14 protein-coding genes are annotated in these 19,460 nt (G+C 74.2%); 6 read left to right on the top strand and 8 right to left on the bottom strand.

What is annotated here, in order from left to right; all coding sequences use genetic code 11:
• The first annotated feature begins 12 nt into the window (after nt 1–12).
• Nucleotides 13–1,500, top strand: coding sequence for a DEAD/DEAH box helicase (locus AMK16_RS21690; protein WP_079191646.1), 1,488 nt, complete (start codon nt 13–15; stop codon nt 1,498–1,500).
• A 132-nt stretch (nt 1,501–1,632) separates the two neighbouring features.
• Here the strand turns inward: AMK16_RS21690 and AMK16_RS21695 are convergent, their stop codons facing one another.
• From AMK16_RS21695 to AMK16_RS21710, 4 genes are all read right to left on the bottom strand, one after another.
• Complete coding sequence (locus AMK16_RS21695) at nt 1,633–2,553, bottom strand: class I SAM-dependent methyltransferase (RefSeq protein WP_073918285.1); 921 nt, start codon at nt 2,551–2,553, stop codon at nt 1,633–1,635.
• Nucleotides 2,554–2,808: 255 nt separating this feature from the next.
• On the bottom strand, nt 2,809–3,279 hold the full coding sequence (locus AMK16_RS21700; protein ID WP_073918286.1) for a hypothetical protein: 471 nt from the start codon (nt 3,277–3,279) through the stop codon (nt 2,809–2,811).
• Nucleotides 3,276–3,560, bottom strand: a complete 285-nt coding sequence (locus AMK16_RS21705) for a hypothetical protein (RefSeq protein ID WP_143196848.1) — start codon at nt 3,558–3,560, stop codon at nt 3,276–3,278. The genes AMK16_RS21700 and AMK16_RS21705 overlap by 4 nt, the downstream gene beginning before the upstream one ends.
• 284 nt (nt 3,561–3,844) lie before the next feature.
• Nucleotides 3,845–4,402, bottom strand: coding sequence for an SRPBCC domain-containing protein (locus tag AMK16_RS21710; protein ID WP_079191647.1), 558 nt, complete (start codon nt 4,400–4,402; stop codon nt 3,845–3,847).
• A 1,125-nt stretch (nt 4,403–5,527) separates the two neighbouring features.
• On the opposite strand from AMK16_RS21710, the gene AMK16_RS21715 reads away from it, so the two are divergent.
• The 5 genes from AMK16_RS21715 to AMK16_RS21735 all read left to right on the top strand — a co-directional run bounded on the left by AMK16_RS21715 (nt 5,528) and on the right by AMK16_RS21735 (nt 15,030).
• Nucleotides 5,528–7,015, top strand: a complete 1,488-nt coding sequence (locus AMK16_RS21715; RefSeq protein ID WP_073918289.1) for a hypothetical protein — start codon at nt 5,528–5,530, stop codon at nt 7,013–7,015.
• Between the two features lie 286 nt (nt 7,016–7,301).
• Nucleotides 7,302–9,137 (top strand): RNA ligase family protein, encoded by a 1,836-nt coding sequence (locus AMK16_RS21720; protein ID WP_073918867.1) that lies wholly within the window; start codon nt 7,302–7,304, stop codon nt 9,135–9,137.
• Nucleotides 9,137–12,007 (top strand): poly(A) polymerase, encoded by a 2,871-nt coding sequence (locus AMK16_RS21725; protein WP_073918291.1) that lies wholly within the window; start codon nt 9,137–9,139, stop codon nt 12,005–12,007. The genes AMK16_RS21720 and AMK16_RS21725 overlap by 1 nt, the downstream gene beginning before the upstream one ends.
• Nucleotides 12,008–12,308: 301 nt before the next feature.
• Nucleotides 12,309–14,465 (top strand): discoidin domain-containing protein, encoded by a 2,157-nt coding sequence (locus AMK16_RS21730; protein WP_073918293.1) that lies wholly within the window; start codon nt 12,309–12,311, stop codon nt 14,463–14,465.
• A 103-nt stretch (nt 14,466–14,568) separates the two neighbouring features.
• Nucleotides 14,569–15,030 (top strand): discoidin domain-containing protein, encoded by a 462-nt coding sequence (locus AMK16_RS21735; protein WP_338014464.1) that lies wholly within the window; start codon nt 14,569–14,571, stop codon nt 15,028–15,030.
• 105 nt (nt 15,031–15,135) lie between these two features.
• On the opposite strand, the gene AMK16_RS21740 is transcribed toward AMK16_RS21735, so the two are convergent.
• The 4 genes from AMK16_RS21740 to AMK16_RS21755 form a co-directional block, all read right to left on the bottom strand.
• Nucleotides 15,136–16,053 (bottom strand): NADP-dependent oxidoreductase, encoded by a 918-nt coding sequence (locus AMK16_RS21740; protein WP_079191678.1) that lies wholly within the window; start codon nt 16,051–16,053, stop codon nt 15,136–15,138.
• A 160-nt stretch (nt 16,054–16,213) separates the two neighbouring features.
• Nucleotides 16,214–17,593: a GH1 family beta-glucosidase gene (locus tag AMK16_RS21745; protein ID WP_073918297.1), complete on the bottom strand. Its 1,380-nt coding sequence runs from the start codon at nt 17,591–17,593 to the stop codon at nt 16,214–16,216.
• Nucleotides 17,590–18,453, bottom strand: a complete 864-nt coding sequence (locus tag AMK16_RS21750) for a carbohydrate ABC transporter permease (protein WP_073918299.1) — start codon at nt 18,451–18,453, stop codon at nt 17,590–17,592. Before AMK16_RS21750 ends, AMK16_RS21745 begins: the two co-directional genes overlap by 4 nt.
• Nucleotides 18,443–19,459 (bottom strand): carbohydrate ABC transporter permease, encoded by a 1,017-nt coding sequence (locus AMK16_RS21755; protein ID WP_073918300.1) that lies wholly within the window; start codon nt 19,457–19,459, stop codon nt 18,443–18,445. Before AMK16_RS21755 ends, AMK16_RS21750 begins: the two co-directional genes overlap by 11 nt.
• Nucleotide 19,460 lies beyond the last annotated feature (1 nt).

Consider the following 19,460-nt stretch of genomic DNA (forward strand, 5'->3'; position numbering starts at 1 on the left):
GAAAGGTTCTGCATGAGGAACCCGTCAGCTCATGGGCGCTTCGGTGTGAAGGGAGCTGCCAAGACCGGGACGAAATCCGGTGGCAAGCCCCCCCGGAGCACCGGGCCGCAGGGTGAGTTCACGACGCACCAGCCGAAGAATCCGGCGCTGCCGCCGGTGGCGTCGTTCTCCGAGCTCGACCTGCCCCGTGAGCTGGTGACGACGATGGCCGCTCTGGGGGTGGAGGAGCCCTTCCCCATCCAGGCGGCGACGCTCCCGAACGCACTGGCCGGCCGGGACATCCTCGGCCGCGGCCGTACCGGATCCGGCAAGACCCTCGCCTTCGGCCTGGCCCTGCTCGCGCGCACGGCGGGCCACCGGGCGGACCCCAAGCGCCCGCTCGCGCTGGTCCTCGTCCCGACGCGCGAACTGGCGCAGCAGGTGACCGAGGCGCTGACCCCGTACGCCGAGGCCCTGGACGTGCGGATGGCGACGGTCGTCGGCGGCCTGTCCATCGGACGGCAGGTGAGTGCGCTGCGTACCGGCGCCGAGGTCGTGGTGGCCACCCCGGGACGCCTGAGCGACCTCGTCGGCCGGCGCGACGTCCACCTCGAACGCGTACGGATCACCGTGCTGGACGAGGCCGACCAGATGTGCGACATGGGCTTCATGCCGCAGGTCACGGAGCTGCTGGACCAGGTGCACCACGCGGGGCAGCGCATGCTGTTCTCGGCGACCCTGGACCGCAACGTGGACCAGCTGGTGCGCACGTACCTGACCGACCCCGTCGCGCACTCCGTCGACCCCCAGGCCGGCGCGGTGACCACGATGGACCACCACGTGCTGCACATCCACGCGGCGGACAAGATCTCGGCGGCGACCGAGATCGCGGCACGCGACAACCGGGTGCTGATGTTCCTCGACACCAAGCACGGGGTCGACCAGTTCGTGAAGCACCTGCGGGCCATGGGCGTACGCGCTGAGGGGCTGCACAGCGGCAAGTCGCAGCCGCAGCGCACCCGGACGCTGGCGCAGTTCAAGACCGGGGCGGTGACGGTCCTCGTCGCGACCAACGTCGCGGCGCGCGGCATCCACATCGACGACCTCGACCTCGTGGTCAACGTCGATCCGCCCGCCGACCACAAGGACTACCTGCACCGGGGCGGCCGGACCGCCCGCGCCGGCGAGTCCGGCCGGGTCGTCACGCTCGTCACCCCGAACCAGCGCCGGGACATGGTCCGGCTGATGTCGGACGCCCGGATCCGGCCCACCATCACCCAGGTGCGGTCCGGTGAGGCGGCCCTGAGCCGGATCACCGGCGCCAGGACGCCGTCCGGCGTGCCGCTGGCCGGGTCCGCGCCCACCGACGCCAAGGGCAGGCCCTCGGGCTCGGACCTCGGCTTCCGCGGTATCGGCACCCGCCCGGGGCGGCCGGGCCGGGGCAAGGAGTCCCGCAAGACGATGGAGGCCCGGCAGACCGCCGAGGCCCGGCGCGCGGCGCGGGTGCGCAAGGGCATCTGACGCCGTCCGGGCCGCCCGTCCGGGCCGCCCTCCCGGGCCGACGCGGGGCCTGCGGCCTTCCCGGCGCGCCGCCCCCGAGCCGGTCGGGGCGGGCCCGGGGGCGCGGCCCGGGGACCGGGCCGGGCGGTGCGGTCAGTGTCGCCGCCGCCGCGCGGCCACGATCCTGCGGGTGACGACCGGCGGCAGCAGGTCCTTGGCCAACCTGCGCCAGCGCGCTCCCGGGCGCCGGACGGGGCCGGGCGCGGGCGCCGCCACGGGCGCCGGGCGCAGCGGCTGCGGAGGCTCCGGCGGTACGGCGCCCTGGTTCCCGATGCGCACGAGCGGGCGGCCGGCGATCGTGTCGATCCCGTGCCAGAGGTCCGCGCGGCCCTCCAGCCACGCCAGCAGCTCCGCCTGGTGGGGAGCGGGATCGCCCCACGTCGCGTAGAGCTTCGAGGCGGAGACGCAGATGGGCCGCAGCTCCCCGGTCACCACCGCGGACCAGACCGCCGCCGCCACCCCGGGGCAGTGCTCGGAGCGGTAGTCGTCGAACACGACGACCGCGCCCGGCGCCCCGACGATGCGCGAGGAGGCGATGTCCGTGACGACGTGCTCGAAAAGGTGGGAGGCGTCGACATGGATGAAACGGCAGCTTCCCGGGCGCACGCGCTCGGCGACGACCGAGGTCGGTGCCTGAATGACCGTCGGCAGCGCCGCGTGGAAGGCCATGTAGTTCACCTCGAACCCGCGGCGGGTGAGGGTCGGGTAGGAGGAGCGGTTCTCCTCGAGGTTGGAGTCGTCCACCGCGGGCGAGTCGAAGAGGTCGCAGACGGTCAGCTCCTCGCCGGGCCTGAGGTAGCGCCCGAGGAAGATCGCGCTCTTGCCCAGGAAGGCGCCGAGCTCCAGCAGATCACCCGGCTTCTCGGCGTCGTCGTTCTGCCGTCCCAGGAACCAGTCGAACAGCACCTGGTCGTACGTCGAGAACCAGCCCTTGACCTCGCTGTATGCGGTGGGGGCGGTCGGGTCGGCGACCCCGTCGGGGGTGGTGACGGGGGCCTGCGAAACTTGCGACACGGAGAGTCATCCTCCAGCGGAACGGCATCGGTTTACGCACTGACACCCGGCCGGGTAACGGCACCTTAAGGCCCGGAAGCAACGCTGGCGAGCCTCCTGGACGCTTGCCCTGGAATGCGTGGGCCTGCCCCCCTCCACGATGCACCCGTCCGACGACCGTGCGCCCCGGCCGCCCGGCTCCGCTCTCCCCGGGCGGCGGCGGCCGGCGGCGGTCGGCGGCCGCTCCGGTCGCGCTGCGGACTCCCGTCCGGCGGGTCAGGCCACGGCGCGACGGCGCAGACGCTCGGCGGCGGTGTTGCGGACCCGGCGGGTGCGGGCGGAGCCGGCGAGCAGGCGCAGGGCTTCACAGGAGGTCAGGGACTGGGCGGCGGTGCGCTGGCACCAGTCGGAGGCGGCGACGAGCTCCGCCGCGGACCAGGGTTCGCCGCTGGTGATGGCCTTCAGCAGGGTCCACTCGCGCAGCCGGCGCTCGGGGAAGGCGCGGCCGGCGAGCGCGGCGGTCATGGCCTGCGCCCAGGCGGGGAACCCTTCTTCGGCCAGCAGCCGGGCTGCCCGGCGGTTGAGGTGGGTGACGACCGCGCTCTCGGCCATCACCGGGTCGGGATCGCGCAGGACGGCGGCCACGGCCTCGGCCTCGGCGGGCCCGCCCGGCGCCACGGCCAGGGACTCCAGGTGGCGGCCGTAGCGCCAGTGTTCGGGCGGGATCGGGGTGTCGGGGCGCTTCACCGGCCGCCGCCTTCCCGGACGTCGCCTGCCCGGCCGCCGTCCGGCGCGAGCGCCCGGTCGGCCTCGGTGTCGCGCGCGCGGTGGCGACGGGTGAGCCGGGCGCCGCACTCGGCCGCAGCGGCGTCGGCCCGCGGCGCGCCGACGGAGCCCGACGGGCCGGGCCGCCCGCACCCGGCACCGACGACGGACCGGCCGCGACCGCGGCCGCCTGCCACGAGCCCGCCCGGGACCTGGTGCGGCATGCCGACGGTGTGCCGCTGCGTCTGCGTTCCTCTCCCCATGGCACCCATTCCACACGACCGGCGTGAACGGCAGGCGGCCAGGGTGCCGTCGGGGCGGTGGGCGGAGCGGGCGGTGGCGGCAGCGAACGGCGGGGGGAGCTGCCGGGGGCTTCGGCAGAGGGAGGGCGGCGACTGGAGGTACGCCGTCGGGTGGTCGCGGCGAGCCGTCCGGGGTCGACCGTCCGCAGTCGGCGGCGGCCGTCGGCGGGCCGCGGTCGGCAATCAGCTGTCCGTAGTCGACAGCCAGCTGTCCGTGGTCGGCAGTCAGCTTCCGTGGTCGCCAGTCAGCTGTCCGCGGGCCCGCCGGTCCCGTGCGTCTCGTACGCCTCGTGACCCCCGTACCCCCGGCCGGTGTCGTGCCCGGGTTCGGGCAGCGGGGCTCCGGTCTCCAGGAGGGTCTTGAGGCTGGAGGCGAGCAGCGGCCAGGCCCGACCGCACATGCCGATCAGCGTGCCGCCGGGCTGGAAGCCCTCGTGCAGGATGGTCAGCCGGGCGAGGGTGTCGCCGACCGGCTCGATCTCGTAGGTCACCTTCGTACGCCGTTCCCGCGCCAGTTCGGCCCGCAGCTCCTCGTCGATCCCGGCCGAGGCCGCCCACTGCGGGGTGAAGGTGTGCCAGGTGTAGGAGAGCAGCCGGTCCGGGACGCACGCCAGGACCACCTGCCCGGGGTCGCTCGTGCGGGCCCCGTGCTCCACCCAGACCATCCGCGAGCCCACCGCCCAGTCGGTCTCGAAGCTCACGCCCCAGTACCTGCGGGTCAGGGCCGGTTCGGTGAGGGCCTGCCAGACCCGGTCGGGGTCGGCCTGGACGTACAGGGTGTAGGTGATCGCGCTGTCGCTCATGGCCCCATGCTGCGGGACCGCGGGTCGTGGACGCAGGATTTCCCGATAACGGTGGCGCCCGGCGCAGGCGCGGACGCGCGCCCGGCCGGCGGCGTCACCGGCCGGCGGCGCGATGCGGCAGTTCCGTGGGCGGGGTGCGGGTCGGGCGGGCGGGCAGATCCGGGTACGGGCCGCGTGGGCCGCCGCCGGTTCGTGGAGGGCACGTGGGTGGCCGGACACCAGCCGCTCCGTTCTCGTACCTGCTCCGGGTGGCCCGCAGGGTGGACCGTCGGCTGTGCGCAGGCGCGTGGTTCCCGGGTTACGGCGTCCCCGGGGGCGGCAGGAAGCAGCGCCGTCGGCGCCGCGCGCCTCCTTATGAGCGGGTTACACGGGCACTGCTACCTTCCACGGGCGGACTGGCGGCATGAAAACCGCCGGTCCGACCACGTCACCGGGGCGGCGGTCCCCGGACATGCGGCGCCGCTCCCCCGGCGGTGGCCGGGCGGGCTCCGCGCGCTCGTACGGGGCCGGGCTCGGGGAGCTGGGCGAGCGGGCCGGGCTCGGCGCGATCAGCGACGCCGGAGCCGTCAGGGAGTTCGTGGCGCGCGGGGGTCAGCAGGGCCGGGCGCAGGCCGCGGCCGCATTCGCCGTGGCCACTGGATACGTGCGTGGATCCCACCGCCGCGCCGGGCGGCCCGCGTCCGGCGCGGCGGCGGCCCGGAGCCCGCTGCGTCATGGGCGCACGCGGTGTTGCCGCCAGGCCGCCAGGCCGCCTGCCCGGGGCCACGGAGTCCGGGCCCCGTCGAGTCCGGTGAACCACCGGCGGGGCCGCTCCCGGTGGATGCGGCGTGGAGCCGTCCACGAGCGCGCCGCCGGACCCGCCCCGCGCGACCGCCCCCTGCCGGGCGGCCGAGCCCCGCCGGCCCACCCGCCCCATGGCGCCGCTCACGCCCCCGCCCAGGCCCCCCGCGCTGCCGCCGGCGCGGGCCACGTCCCGTCCCGCCGTGCCGCGTTCGTACGACACGACGGCCCTGTGCGCGACGGCCTGGGCAGGGTGTCGCTCTCCATCGTGGCTCTCTGCCGCTGACGGAGCGTCCGGCGGATACCCTCGGAGCCGCACGGCCGACGACTCGGGGAGCAGGGGACATGGACGACGCGGGAACGGGGGCGGCCGCGGCGGCGGTCCGCGCGCTGAAGCAGCTGGCGCGGCAGCGGCCGGACGAGGTCGAGCTGTTCGAGGGCTTCACCGAAGCGGAGCTGGACGGCTGGCCCGTTCCCGTCCCGGAGGGCGTCCGGGTGGTGCTGCGGGAGATCGGCGGGGTCGACACCGGGGACCACGAGTACCGCTTCGGGCCGCGCGGCCGCGCAGTGTTCGACGACGGCTACTGGACCCTTGGCGAGCTGGACTTCGGCGAGGGCTCGCTGATCGTCGCCACCGGTGCGGACGGCTGGGGTCCGGTCGTGGCCGTCAATCCGTGGAGCGGCGATGCCGATGTGCGCGTCGAGGCGCCCGGGTTCACCGGCTGGCTCGCCGGTTTCACGCAGCGGCTCGCCGACGGTGTGACCGACCGGCCCGTCGTCCGGCACTCGGTGGCGGCCGTCCCGACCGTCGAGGTCGCCGAAGGGACGGACAGCGTGCTGGCCGCACTCGTCGGGCGCGGCGACTCCCTCACCGACCTCGTGGACCTCGACGCCCTGCCCGGTTACCCGTGCGCGGTGGACTGGGAGCCGTACTTCTCCACCGCGTACAACACCGCCGACACCGGAAGCAGCGAGGTGCAGTACCGCATCGCGGGTGACGGCCGGGCGCTGCTGCTGCGCAGCGTGGTGAGCGGGGACTTCCTCGGACGGGCCGTGCGGCGGCACACGGTGCCGGCGGACGCACCGCGGCGCGCGGTCGCCGAACTGCGTTCCCTGGCAGCGCGGTTCGCGCAGTTCGTCGTGCTCGACGCGGGGGTCGCCGACTCCGTGATGGACGGCTGGCCGGTGGCGGTGCCCGAGGACGTGCGCACCGTCCTGCGGGAGATCGGCGCGGTGGCGGTGGCGGGGCTGCCCGCGCTACGGCTGCTGCCGGGGGATCCGGGGCACGAGGTGGACCCGGAGGTGCACCGCATGCTGGGCGGCGACGGCACCTACTGGCCGCTGGCCCGGATCGGCTACGGGCGCAGCCACGCGCTCGCCCAGATCCGGCTCGACCCGGAGTCCGGCGAGTGGGGCTACGCGGTGTCCGTGCCCACCGGTGCGAAGGAGCTGGCGGAGTACCCCGAGGTGTCCCTGCTCGCCGAGTCCCTGGCTGACCTGCTGCTGACCTACGCCCGGTTGGCCCGCCGGGCCGCGGACCGGCCGGGTTTCGCGGGGCGGGTTCCCGAGGGCGCGCACTGGATGTTCTGCAACACGGGTGAGCCGTGGCCCCGGCCCGCGCCGGTCGGCGAGTGGGCCGGATCCGCGGACCCGCTGCTCGCGGCGGCCGCGCAACTGCCGGCCGGGACGCACGCCGCGGACCTGCGGGCGGCTCCGATCCCGAGCGACCTGTGCTTCTACCGGGCGCGGGGCTGGCCGTACTCGGCCCGTCTGGACCGGCTCCACTTCGCGGCGGGCGGCCGGCTGGCTGCGGCGCTGCCGGCCGGCGCCTGACGGGACGGCTCATACCGGGCCGGCCGCCTGCGGCGGGCCGCACAGGGCCGTGAGTTCGGCGGCCGGACGGGCCGGCCGAAACCGGCGGTGGCCGCATCCCCTACGGTCAGGTGGTGCCCGTGGCCGCGGACGCCTCCGCCCTGGGGCGGCCGGTGGCCCGGTCGGGACGCCGTCCCCGAGCGGGCGGCCGCCGGCCGGTGGCGTCGCGCGCCGCTTATTCGATGGATCAGGGCCGCTGCGGATACCTAGGGTGACGGTGCACCACGTCGTCGAGCAGGAGCGGACCATGCGTACCCACTATCCCCGTACGCCGCATCTGCCCTGGTCCCCCGGCGCGTCCTCGGACGACGTCCGGATGGCCGGGCGGGGCGGCCTGGCGGAGCTGGCCGGGCGTGAGGTGGTGGTCACCGAGAAGCTCGACGGGGAGAACACCACCCTCTACAGGGACGGCCTGCACGCGCGGTCACTGGACTCGGCGCACCATCCGTCCCGTGCCTGGGTCAAGGGCCTCCAGGGACGGATCGGCGCCCGCATCCCGGCCGGTCGGCGAGTGTGCGGGGAGAACCTGTACGCCCGGCACTCGCTCGCCTACGAGGACCTGGACAGCTGGTTCTACGGGTTCTCGGTGTGGGACGGGGACCACTGCCTCGGCTGGGACCGCACCGTGCGGTTCCTGCGGGACCTGGGCGTGCCCACTCCGCGCGTGCTGTGGCGGGGCACCTTCGACGAGCGGGCGCTGCGGAAGTTGAAGCTCGACACCGCCCGGCAGGAGGGGTACGTCGTACGGCGGGCGGACGGTTTCGCGTACGAGGAGTTCGGCCGGTCCGTGGCCAAGTGGGTGCGCGGCGGACACGTACAGACCGACACGCACTGGATGTTCGCCCCGGTGGTGCCCAACGGGCTCGGGCCCGGGGCCCCGCTGTGGGCGGTGCGGTCGGGGGCCTCGGCCGATGTGGCCGGGCTGCTGGCGGCGGCCGGGGTGACGGGGGCGCACGGAGAGACGGGCCCGGACGGCCGGGCCGACCTGGCTGACATGGCCGACCTCGCCGACATGGCCGGTGCCCCCGGTTCCGTCGAAGAGGGTGTGGTCGCCGAAGTCTGCGCCCGCATCGACGGGTTGGGGGCGGGTCGCACCGGGGAGGCCCGGCTGGCCGGGATCCTGGCCGCCGCACTGCACCGCGCGCCGCGCGGCCGGGTCGCGGCGCGGCTCGCGGCGGGGCGGCTCGGGATGGCGCAGGCCCGGCGGGTCTGCGACCTCCTCGGGCTGTACCCGTACCTCCAGCGGCCGTTCCCGGAGCCGGAGCGGCGGGCCGGGCTGGTCCGGATGGCCACCGCGGCGGACCTGGGGGTGCTGCACGCGCTGGCGGGCGCGACGGCCCGCGGCGCGGACGCGGGGGACGCCGGCGCGCGGGAGTGCGTGGAGTGGTCCGCGCTGTGCGCCGAGGAGGCCGGTCTGCTCGGCCCCGACCCGCTCGGCGCCCTGCGCGGCGCGCTGCGGGAGCCGCTCGGCGCGCTCGGTGCGGACGCGGCGGACCGGTGCTGGGCCGAGGCGCGGCGCGCCTTCGCCCAGGGCAGGATCACCACGGCCGAGGAAGCCGTGGCCGCCACCTGGCGGTGGCGCGACGGAACGTTTCCCCGGCTGGTGCAGCTGTGCGGGCCCTCGGGCAGCGGCAAGAGCACCTTCGGCCGCGCGCTGCCCGGTGTGGACACCCGGATCAGCCTCGACGACCTGCGCTCCGCCCGGGGTTTCCGCGCGGACCAGCGGGCCAACGCGGAAGTGCTGGGCGAGGGCCTCGACCGGCTCGATGCCGCGCTGGCCCGCGGGGGCACCGTCGTGTGGGACGCCACTTCGCTCACGGACCAGCAGCGTGGCCTGGCCGGGTCGGTGGCGCGCCGCCGCGACGCGCTGGTCACCCATGCCGTGGTGCTCGTCGACGAGGCCGAGCTGCTGCGGCGCAACACCCTGCGCGCGCATCCGGTGCCGCCGCAAGTGCTCGCCTCGCAGCTGCACCGTTTCAGCCCACCGCATGCCGGTCAGGCGCACCGGACCTGGTACGTGGGCGCGGGCGGCCGCGTCGAGGACACGGCGGGCACACTGGCCGACGCGGACGGGGAGTACTGATGCGGACGAGTGAGGAGCTCTACCACCAGGTCCGGTGGGACCCGCGCTTCGACCCCGCCCGCTTCGTGCTCGGGCTGCTGCAGCGCGGCGCGGGCCCCAAGCGGGTCGCGCTGGAATCCTTCGTGCCGGGCGGTGACATCCCCTGGCACCGTGTGCTGTTCGTGGAGGCGGACGGCGAGCTGGTGTGGGACCGGGCGACGGGCGTGGACCGGCTCGATGTCACCGGGGCCGGGCGGGTCCGCGATGCCCGCCTGCTGCGGGCGCCGTTCTTCACCGCCCGGACCCCGCACGCCTGGGACGCGGCGGGCGGCGGAGCCTGGCGGCCGGTGCGGGCGCCCGCCCGCAGCGCAGCCGCGGCTCCCAGCGCGGTACGGCTGCTGACCTGGAACACCCTGTGGGACCGCTACGACGGCCCGCGCATCGCCACGGCGCGGCGCAGGCCGCTGCTGCTGGCCGACCTGGCGGCCGCCGATGCCGATGTCATCGCGCTGCAGGAGGTCGAGCCGCGACTGCTCGGCATGCTGCTGGCGGCGCCCTGGGTCCGCGAGCGGTACGTGCTCGGCACGGATCCGGACGGCCGGGACGTGGCGCAGTGCGGGCTGCTGGTGCTGAGCCGGCTGCCGGTGCGGGAGGCGGGGCTGCACCTGCTCGGCCCGCACAAGGCGGTCACCGCCGTGACGGTGGACACCGCCGACGGCGCCCTGGTGATCGCGGCGACCCACCTGACCAGCGATCACACCGAGGACGGCGAGGCACGCCGAACGGCTGAACTGGCGGCGCTTTCCGAAGGTCTGGGCGGGATCGGGGCCGCGGTGGCGCTGCTGGGCGATTTCAACGACGGCCGGTCCGGCCCGGCGGGGCCCGCGGCCGCGCTGGGGATGCGGGACGCCTGGAGCGAGGTGCACGGGGCCGAGGACGATACGCCCACCTTCGATCCGGCGGTCAATCCACTGGCGGCGGTGGGCTCCCTGTCGGGACGGGCCGCACGGCTGGACCGGATCCTGCTGGGGGCGGCCGGGCAGGCGCGGGTGGGCCGGGCGGGGCTGCGCGGCGACGCGCCGGGCCCGGACGGACTGTTCATCTCCGATCACTACGGGGTCGAGGCAACGGTGGAGTTCGGGACGGACGGCGGGCTCGCCCCGCTCGACGTCCCGGCCACGGTCCGCACGGCCGTGGCCTGGCTTCCGCCCCGTCTGCCCGCGGCGGTGGACGGGCTGCGCCGGGAACACGACCCGCAGGCCGGGCGGTGGCCCGCGCACGTCAATCTGCTCTTCGGTTTCGTGCCGGAGTCCTCCTTCGAGGCGGCCGCGCCCCTGCTGGCGGAAGTGGCCGCCGCGGCCCCGGCCTTCACCACCCGTCTGGAGGGAGTGCACGCCTTCGGGCAGCGGGACGAGGCGGTCCTGTGGCTGGATCCGGCGGCCGGTGGTGACGAGCCGTGGCAGGAGCTGCGACGGGCGCTGGCACGCCGCTTCCCGGGGTGCCGGGGGCGCGCCGGGGGCTACACGCCCCACCTGACACTGGGGCGCAGCCGCGATCCGCAGCGGGCGGTCGCGGAGTTCGGTGCCCGCGTCGGCGCCGGGACGTCCGTCCGGGTCGGGGAACTGGCCCTGCTCTCGCGCCGCGGTGACGGGCCGATGCGCACCCGGGCGGTGATCGCGCTGGGCTCGGGTGAGGTGCGGTGGACGGCCGAGCCGGCCGGGCGGGAGGCGACAGCACGGTCCGGCCTGGCCGCGTCGGTCACCGCCCGGATCGCGGATGCGCTGGGCGAAGGGGTGGTGTGGGAGGCCGGCTCGCGGCGCATGGGCTGCGCACTGCGGGGCTCGGACCTGGACCTGGTGGCGGCGCTGCCGGGGTCCGTCGCCATCGCGGAGGTGCGGGAGCGGGTGGCGGCGGCGTTTGCCGGTGCGGAGCGGCTGCGCGAGGTGCCGGGCGCCCGGGTGCCGGGGCTGCGTCTGCGCGTGGCCCAACTGGATGTGGATCTGGTCGTCGTCGCCACCGGCGCGATGGATCCGTCCCGGGCGGTGGCGCGGCGCCGGGAGCTGGGCGAACGGGCCGCGCTCGCGCTCGGCGCGGTCAGCGACGCCGGGGCCGTACGGGAGGCCGTGGGCGCGGAGCATGCCGCCTTCGCCCGGCTGGCGCGGGAGGTCAAGGCTTGGGCCCGAGCGCGGGGGCTGGACTGCGCACCCTTCGGAGGGTTGCCGGGTCTGGCCTGGGCGGTACTGGCGGCGCGGACGGTACGGGAGGCGGCCGACCTGTCGCCCGAGGCCCTGCTCCTGGACTTCTTCGGCCGGTGGGCCGCTTGGGACTGGCGCGAGCCGGTCGCCCTGCCGGGCGCGGCGGCGCCGGCCGGGCTGAACGGCCGGACGCCTCCCGGACCCGTCACGGTCCTCACCCCGTCCGAGCCGGTCCGCAGCTGCACGGCCCAGGTGGGGCCGGGGCTGCGCGATCTGCTGGGACGGGAGCTGTACCGGGCCTGGGAGCTCCTGGAGGCCGGCTGCGGGGACCCCGCAGCACTGCGGCGCACCCCGCCGCTGCACCGCAGGCACGCCGCCTGGGCGGTGGTGAGCGTACGGGCGGGCACGGAGGCGGACTTCGAGGACGCTCTCGGCCGGGCGCGCGGCCGTCTCCTGGCGCTGCTGGGCGCCCTGGAGCAGGCGGGGACCGCCGGTGTGCACGCGTGGCCACACCCCTTCGAGGCCGGACCGCGCCTGGTGCGCCTGGCGATCGGGCTCGGCGCCACCCCGCCCGACGCCGCGGGCCTGGCCGCCGTGGCCGGACCGTGGTCGCGCGGGCTGCCGGGGGTCGAGGTCGCCTGGGCTGCCTGCGGAGAGGTGCCCGACCTGAACGCCGGCCCGGCAGCCGACGAGTAACGAACGCACGAGACCAACTCATCCCCTGCGGGGGCCACTTCCCGAAGCCTGCCGGAGCCCCGTCCCGCCGGGCGGGCACGGCGGGACGGAGCGGTCAGGAGCATCAGTAGAGCCCTGCGAAGTTTTTTCGTCAACACTTTTCACAAGGATTGAAGAAACCCCGAGTTCACGGGCCTGATGCGCAATTGACATCCTGATTGATCTTCAGTTCATGAACGCCGAAACCCTTGACGACCCACCGGGCGGGCAGTTCACTCACGCTTCGATCCCCCCCGGATCCATGACGTCAGGAGCCCCCCGCATGCCACTCCCCTCCGACCGCCCGCCACGTCTCACCGTCGCGGCGCTCGCCGCCGCCCTGGTCGCGGCCCTCCTCGTGCTGCTGCCCGCCACCTCCGCCCAGGCGGCGCCGGTTCTGCTCTCGCAGGGCAGGCCCGCCACCGCCTCCAGCGTGGAGGGCTCCGGGACCCCGGCCGCGGCGGCCGTGGACGGCGACAACGGCACCCGCTGGTCGAGCCAGTTCGCCGACCCGCAGTGGATACAGGTCGACCTCGGCGCCCCGGCCCAGCTGAACCAGGTGGTCCTGCGCTGGGAGGCCGCGTACGCGAAGTCCTACCGGGTCGAGCTGTCCACCGACGGCACCACCTGGTCCACCGCCTACTCGACGACCGCGGGCACCGGCGGGGTGCAGACCCACGACATCACGGGTACCGCGCGCTACGTCCGCGTCCACGGCACACAGCGGGCCACCACCTACGGCTACTCGCTGTGGGAGTTCCAGGTCTACGGCACCACCGGCACCGGCCCGGTGATCCCCGGCGGCGGCGACCTGGGACCGAACGTGATCGTCTTCGACCCCTCGACGCCGAACATCCAGGCCAGGCTGGACCAGGTCTTCGCGCAGCAGGAGTCGGCGCAGTTCGGCTCCGGCCGCTACCAGTTCCTCTTCAAGCCCGGTACGTACAACGGCCTCAACGCCCAGATCGGCTTCTACACCTCTATCTCCGGCCTCGGCCTGAACCCCGACGACACCACCATCAATGGCGACGTCACCGTCGACGCCGGATGGTTCGGCGGCAACGCCACCCAGAACTTCTGGCGCTCGGCCGAGAACCTGGCCCTCAACCCGGTCAACGGCACGGACCGCTGGGCCGTCTCCCAGGCCGCACCGTTCCGCCGGATGCACGTCAAGGGAGGCCTGAACCTCGCACCCAACGGCTACGGATGGGCCTCCGGCGGCTACATCGCCGACTCCAGGATCGACGGCCAGGTCGGCAACTACTCGCAGCAGCAGTGGTACACCCGCGAGAGCTCCATCGGCGGCTGGTCCAACGCCGTGTGGAACCAGGTGTTCTCCGGCGTCCAGGGGGCCCCGGCGCAGAGCTTCCCGAACGCGCCGTACACCACGCTCGACAGCACGCCCGTCTCCCGCGAGAAGCCCTTCCTCTACCTCGACGGCAGCCAGTACAAGGTCTTCGTGCCGGCCAAGCGCACCAATGCCCGCGGCACCTCCTGGGGCAACGGCGCACCGCAGGGATCCTCGATCCCGCTGGGCCAGTTCTACGTGGTCAAGCCGGGCGCGAGCGCGGCGACGATCAACGCGGCGCTGGCCCAGGGCCTGCACCTGCTCTTCACGCCCGGCGTCTACCACGTCAACCAGACCATCCAGGTCAACCGCCCGGACACGGTCGTGCTGGGCCTCGGCCTGGCCACGATCGTCCCGGACAACGGGGTGACCGCGATGAAGGTCGCCGACGTCGACGGCGTCAAGCTCGCCGGCTTCCTGATCGATGCGGGTCCGGTCAACTCGCCCACCCTCCTGGAGGTCGGCCCGGCCGGCACCACCACGGACCACGCGGCGAACCCGACCACCGTGCAGGACGTGTTCATCCGGGTCGGCGGCGCCGGCGCGGGCAAGGCCACGGTGGGCATGGTGATCAACAACCACGACACGATCGTCGACCACACCTGGATCTGGCGTGCCGACCACGGTGACGGGGTGGGCTGGGAGACCAACCGCTCCGACTACGGGTTCCGGGTGAACGGCGACGACGTCCTGGCCACCGGGCTGTTCGTGGAGCACTTCAACAAGTACGACGTGCAGTGGAACGGCGAGCGCGGCCGCACGATCTTCTTCCAGAACGAGAAGGCGTACGACGCGCCCAACCAGGCGGCCGTCCAGAACGGCTCCGTCAAGGGCTACGCGGCCTACAAGGTGGCCGACTCGGTGAACACCCACGAGGGCTGGGGCCTGGGCAGCTACTGCTACTACAACGTCGATCCGACGATCCGCCAGGACCACGGTTTCCAGGCGCCGGTGAAACCGGGCGTCACGTTCCACGACCTGCTCGTCGTCTCCCTCGGCGGCAACGGCCAGTACGAACACGTCATCAACAGCACCGGAGCCCCGACCTCGGGCACCTCGACCACCCCCTCGACCATCGTCTCCTTCCCCTGATCCACTCCTGATCCACCCGTCCTTCCCCTGATCCACTCCTGATCCACCCCTGATCCCCCGCGGGACGCGGGGCGGCAGCCGGCCGCCCCGCGTTTTCCGGCGCTTGAGAGAGCGCTCTCCCACCCTGGGAGCGCCCCCCCACCCGGAGGAGCACCAGCCGGGGGCGGGCACCGACGTGGCACTGGGCCGGCCCACGACCGCCTCCACCTACCAGAGCGACGGCTACGGCGGCTGCCCGTGCACCCCGGCCCTGGCCACGGACGGCCGCAACGACACCCGGTGGGCCAGCACCTGGGCCGACCCGCAGTGGCTCCAGGTGGACCTGGGGTCCGTCAGGCAGCTGGGGCACGCGCAGCTGGTGTGGGAGAGCGCCTACGGAAAGGCCTACACGATCAAGGTGTCGGACGACGGCCAGAACTGGCGGACGGCCTACGCCACCTCGTCCGGGGACGGGGGCGTCGACGACTTCGACCTCAGCGCGTCGGGCCGCTACGTCCGGCTGGAGCTGACCCGGCGCGGCACCGGCTACGGCTACTCGCTGTTCCACTTCGGGGTCCATGGCTGACCGTCCGGCCCGCTGAGGCCCCTGCCGGATCCCGCGCGCCGCCCGTCCACCTCGCCGGGCGGCGCGCGGTCCGGCGTGTCCGGGTGCCGGGGACAGGGCCGGGGGTCAGACCTCGATGACGATCTTGCCGGCGGTGTGGCCGCCCTGGCTGGACTCGAAGGCCGCGGCCAGTTCGGCGAGCGGGAAGGTCTTGGCGACGGTCACCTTCAGCGCCCCGGCATCGACGAGGCGGCCCAGTTCGGCGAGGTCGCTGCCGACGGGGCGCACCCACATCCACTCGCCGCCCGACCCGGTCACCGTGGGGTCGGCGATGGAGGCGTGCCGCCCGTCGTCGTGCAGGACGTCGCGGGTGACGTCGAGGACGCCGCCGACGAAGTCGGCGACGACGGTGACGCCGTCCGGGGCGAGCTCCCGCACCCGCGCGGCGAGGCCGTCCCCGTAGGCGACGGGCTCGGCGCCGAGCTCCCGCACCCGGTCGTGGTTGCGCGGGGAGGCGGTGCCGATGACGCGGGCGCCGAGCGCGCGGGCGATCTGCACGCCGAAGGAACCGACGCCCCCGGCGGCGCCGTGGATGAGGACGGTGTCGTCCTTGCCGGTGCCCAGCCGGGTCAGCAGCTGGTACGCGGTGAGCCCGGCGAGCGGGAGGCCCGCGGCCTCGGCCCAGCTCAGCGAGGCGGGCTTGCGGGCGAGGGCGCGTACCGGGACGGTGACGTACTCGGCGAAGGTCCCGCCGTGCACGTAGTCCTTGCGGGCGTAGGCGATGACCTCGTCGCCCTCCGCGTACTCGGGGGTGTCGATGCCGACGCGCTCGACGGTACCGGCGACGTCCCAGCCGGGGACCACCGGGTACACGACGTCCATCAGGGCGTCGAGGCCGCCGGACATGATCTTCCAGTCGACGGGGTTGACGGAGGCGCACTTCACGCGGACGAGGACCTCGCCCGGACCGACCTTGGGCAGGGGCAGCCGCTGCTCGGAGAGCACCTCCGTCCCGCCGTACGTCTCGTAGGCCATCGCCCGCATGGTGTCCTCGGCCATGGTGCCGTTCCGCCTTTCTCCGTGGGATGGGGTGTGCTGGTGATCCTGCCCCGCTGCGTCCATCCCACCACGCGGACCGCGCCCGTCCCGGGGAGGCGGGGCGGGCGCGGTGCGTCGGGAGGGAGGCGGGCGGGCGGGCGGGGAGTCAGCGCGAGCGGTGGGCGGCGATGATCCCTGCGTAGGCGCGGCCGCTGGACTTGACCGTGCGGACCTGGGTCTCGTAGTCGACGTGGACCAGGCCGAAGCGCTTGTCGTAGCCGTAGGCCCATTCGAAGTTGTCCAGCAGCGACCAGGCGTAGTAGCCGGCCACCGGTGCGCCGCGGCCGGCCGCGCGGGCGCAGGCGGCGAGGTGGGAGGTCAGGTAGGCGGTGCGCTCGGGGTCGTGGACGCTGCCGTCGGGGGCGACGGCGTCGGGGTAGGCGGAGCCGTTCTCGGTGATCTGGATGCGCCGGGCCCCGTACTCCTCGTGCAGGCGCATGATCAGCGTCTCCAGGCCGTCGGCGTCGACCTCCCAGCCCATGCCGGTACGCGGGACGCCGGGCCGGTCGCTCTGGCGGGCGAAGGGCGCGGGGCCGGCCGGATCGGCGGTGACGACCTGGGGGAAGTAGTAGTTCAGGCCGATCCAGTCGAGGGGGGCGGCGATGGTGGTGAGGTCGCCGGGGCGTTCGGGGAGGTCCACGCCGTAGACCTCGCGCATGTCGGCGGGGAAGCCGCGGCCGTGCACCGGGTCGAGCCACCAGCGGTTGACATGGCCGTCCATGCGCCGGGCGGCGGCCCGGTCGGCCTCACCGGTGGTGGCGGGTTCGATGGTGGAGAGGTTGTTGACGATGCCGATGCGGGCGCCTCGGGCCGTGGCGCGCACGGCCTGGCTCGCGAGGCCGTGGCCGAGCAGCAGGTGGTAGGAGGCGCGGACGGCGGCGGCGAGGTCCGTCCAGCCGGGTGCCATCCTGCCTTCCAGGTGGCCGATCCAGGCGGAACACAGGGGCTCGTTGAGGGTGGCCCACTCGGTGACGCGGTCGCCGAGGCGTTCGGCCACCAGGCCGGCGTACGCGGCGAAGTGCTCGGCGGTGGCGCGCTCGGGCCAGCCGCCGCGGTCCTGGAGTGCCTGCGGGAGGTCCCAGTGGTAGAGGGTGACGTTGGGTTCGATGCCGGCGGCGAGCAGGGCGTCGATCAGCCGGTCGTAGTGGTCGAGGCCCTTGGGGTTGACGGGGCCGTCGCCGCCGGGCACGATCCGCGGCCAGGCGAGGGAGAGCCGGTAGGCGTTGGTGCCGAGCTCCCGCATCAGGGCGATGTCCTCGGGCCAGCGGTGGTAGTGGTCGCAGGCGGTGTCGCCGGTGTGGCCGTTGTCGATGGCGCCGGGGACGCGGGTGAAGCTGTCCCAGATGGAAGGGGCGCGGCCGTCCTCCTCGACGGCGCCTTCGATCTGGTAGGCGGAGGTGGCGGTGCCCCAGGCGAAGTCGGCGGGGAGCGCGGCGAGGTCGACGGCGTGCGGGCCGGTCAGGGGGAGGTATTCGGAAAGGGTCATTTGACGGCTCCTGCCGTGAGTCCGGCCACCAGGTACTTCTGCAGCAGCAGGAAGCCGGCGACGACGGGGATGCTGACGACGAGCGAGGCGGCCATGATCTGGTTCCAGTAGACGTCGTTCTGTGTGGAGTAGCCCTGCAGTCCGACGGCCAGGGTGCGCGTGGTGTCGTTCGTCATGACGGAGGCGAAGAGGACTTCGCCCCAGGCGGTCATGAAGGCGTACACGGCGACGGCGACGATGCCCGGCACCGCCGCCGGGATCACGACCCGCAGCAGTGCGCCGAGGGGGCCGCAGCCGTCGACGGTGGCCGCCTCGTCGAGGTCGCGGGGCACCGAGTCGAAGTACCCGATGAGCATCCAGATGGAGAAGGGCAGGGAGAAGGTGAGGTAGGTGAGGATGAGCCCGCCCCGGGAGCCGTAGAGGGCGACGCCGGTGCTGTTGCCGATGTTGACGAAGATGAGGAACAGCGGGAGGAGGAAGAGGATCCCCGGGAACATCTGGGTGGACAGCACGGTCACCGTGAACAGGCGCTTGCCGCGGAAGCGGTAGCGGCTGACGGCGTAGGCCGCGAAGACGGCGATGACCACGGAGCAGACGGTGGCCGAGCCGGCCACGACCAGCGAGTTCAGGAAGTACTTGGCGAGCGGGATCGTGTGCCAGATGTCGATGTAGGGGCGGACGGTGAGCCCGGAGGGGATCCACCGGAACGCTCCGGCGACGTCCTCCAGCGGCTTGAGCGAGCTGGTGACCATCACGTAGACGGGCAGCAGGACGAAGGCGGCCAGCAGGGTGAGGAACACGGCCCGGACGGCCCTGAAGGAGGCGGGGGGGTCGAGCGGGCTGCGCGCTCTAGCGGGCATCGTCGTTCCTCCGTCCGTGCGTGGTGACGAGCAGGTACCCGGCGGTGACCAGCAGCAGGAACAGCAGCAGGAGGACGGACATGGCCGATCCGGTGCCGAAGTTCCAGGTGACGAAGCTGGACTGGTAGATGTGGAGGGAGATGAGGTCGGCCGCCTCCGGCGCCGATCTGCCGAACAGGACGAACGGCGTGTTGAAGTCGTTGAAGGTCCACAGGAACAGCACGAGGACCAGTACCTGGTTGACCGGACCGACCGACGGCAGGGTGATGCGGCGGATCTGCTGCCAGGTGCCGGCGCCGTCGAGCGCGGCGGCCTCGTACAGCTCCCTGGGGACGTTCTGCAGGGCGGCCATCACGATCAGGAACGCGAAGGGCCAGCCCTTCCACACCGAGACGGTGAGCAGTGCCCAGAAGCTGTTGTCCCCCAGGAGCCAGAACGTGTGCGCGGCGCCGCCGATGCCCAGCTGGTCGTGGATGACGTGGTTCACCAGTCCGTTGTCCCGCTGGAACATGAACGACCAGGTGATGACGGCCGCGTAGACGGGCAGGGCGTAGGGGACGAGGAACAGCGCCCGCAGGAAGGCCCGGCCGCGGAAGGTCTCCTGCATGAACACGGCGGCGGCGGTGCCGATCAGCCAGCACAGGGCCACGGAGAGGAGGGTGAACAGGCAGGTGGTGAGGAAGGACCCGAGCAGGGCCTCGCCGACGGGCCGGTCGATGTCGACGGCGAGGTCGTAGTTGTCGAAGCCCGTCCAGGGGGCGCTGGTCCAGTCCCGGATGAAGAACTGGGTGAGTTCGCGGAAGCTCGCCACGATGCCCATGACCATCGGCACCAGGTGGATGAGCAGTTCGAGCAGGAGCGCGGGCAGGAGCAGGAGGTAGGGCAGGGCGGTGCGGCGCAGCCGTCCGGGGCGGGGGGTGCGTCCCGGACGGCGCCAGCGGGGCGGGGTACGGCGTTCGCCGCGGGGCCCGGCGTCGGGGGGGAGGGTGGTCGGCGCGGTGGTCATC

Source organism: Streptomyces sp. CB00455, assembly GCF_001905445.1.
Taxonomy (GTDB): Bacteria; Actinomycetota; Actinomycetes; order Streptomycetales; family Streptomycetaceae; genus Streptomyces.

Coding starts and splice junctions, on each gene's coding strand:
- AMK16_RS21745 (WP_073918297.1), bottom strand. CDS start 17,593: ATGACCCTTTCCGAATACCTCCCCCTGACCGGCCCGCACGCCGTCGAC.
- AMK16_RS21725 (WP_073918291.1), top strand. CDS start 9,137: ATGCGGACGAGTGAGGAGCTCTACCACCAGGTCCGGTGGGACCCGCGC.
- AMK16_RS21705 (WP_143196848.1), bottom strand. CDS start 3,560: ATGGGGAGAGGAACGCAGACGCAGCGGCACACCGTCGGCATGCCGCAC.
- AMK16_RS21740 (WP_079191678.1), bottom strand. CDS start 16,053: ATGCGGGCGATGGCCTACGAGACGTACGGCGGGACGGAGGTGCTCTCC.
- AMK16_RS21750 (WP_073918299.1), bottom strand. CDS start 18,453: ATGCCCGCTAGAGCGCGCAGCCCGCTCGACCCCCCCGCCTCCTTCAGG.
- AMK16_RS21730 (WP_073918293.1), top strand. CDS start 12,309: ATGCCACTCCCCTCCGACCGCCCGCCACGTCTCACCGTCGCGGCGCTC.
- AMK16_RS21715 (WP_073918289.1), top strand. CDS start 5,528: ATGGACGACGCGGGAACGGGGGCGGCCGCGGCGGCGGTCCGCGCGCTG.
- AMK16_RS21720 (WP_073918867.1), top strand. CDS start 7,302: ATGCGTACCCACTATCCCCGTACGCCGCATCTGCCCTGGTCCCCCGGC.
- AMK16_RS21755 (WP_073918300.1), bottom strand. CDS start 19,459: ATGACCACCGCGCCGACCACCCTCCCCCCCGACGCCGGGCCCCGCGGC.
- AMK16_RS21710 (WP_079191647.1), bottom strand. CDS start 4,402: ATGAGCGACAGCGCGATCACCTACACCCTGTACGTCCAGGCCGACCCC.
- AMK16_RS21690 (WP_079191646.1), top strand. CDS start 13: ATGAGGAACCCGTCAGCTCATGGGCGCTTCGGTGTGAAGGGAGCTGCC.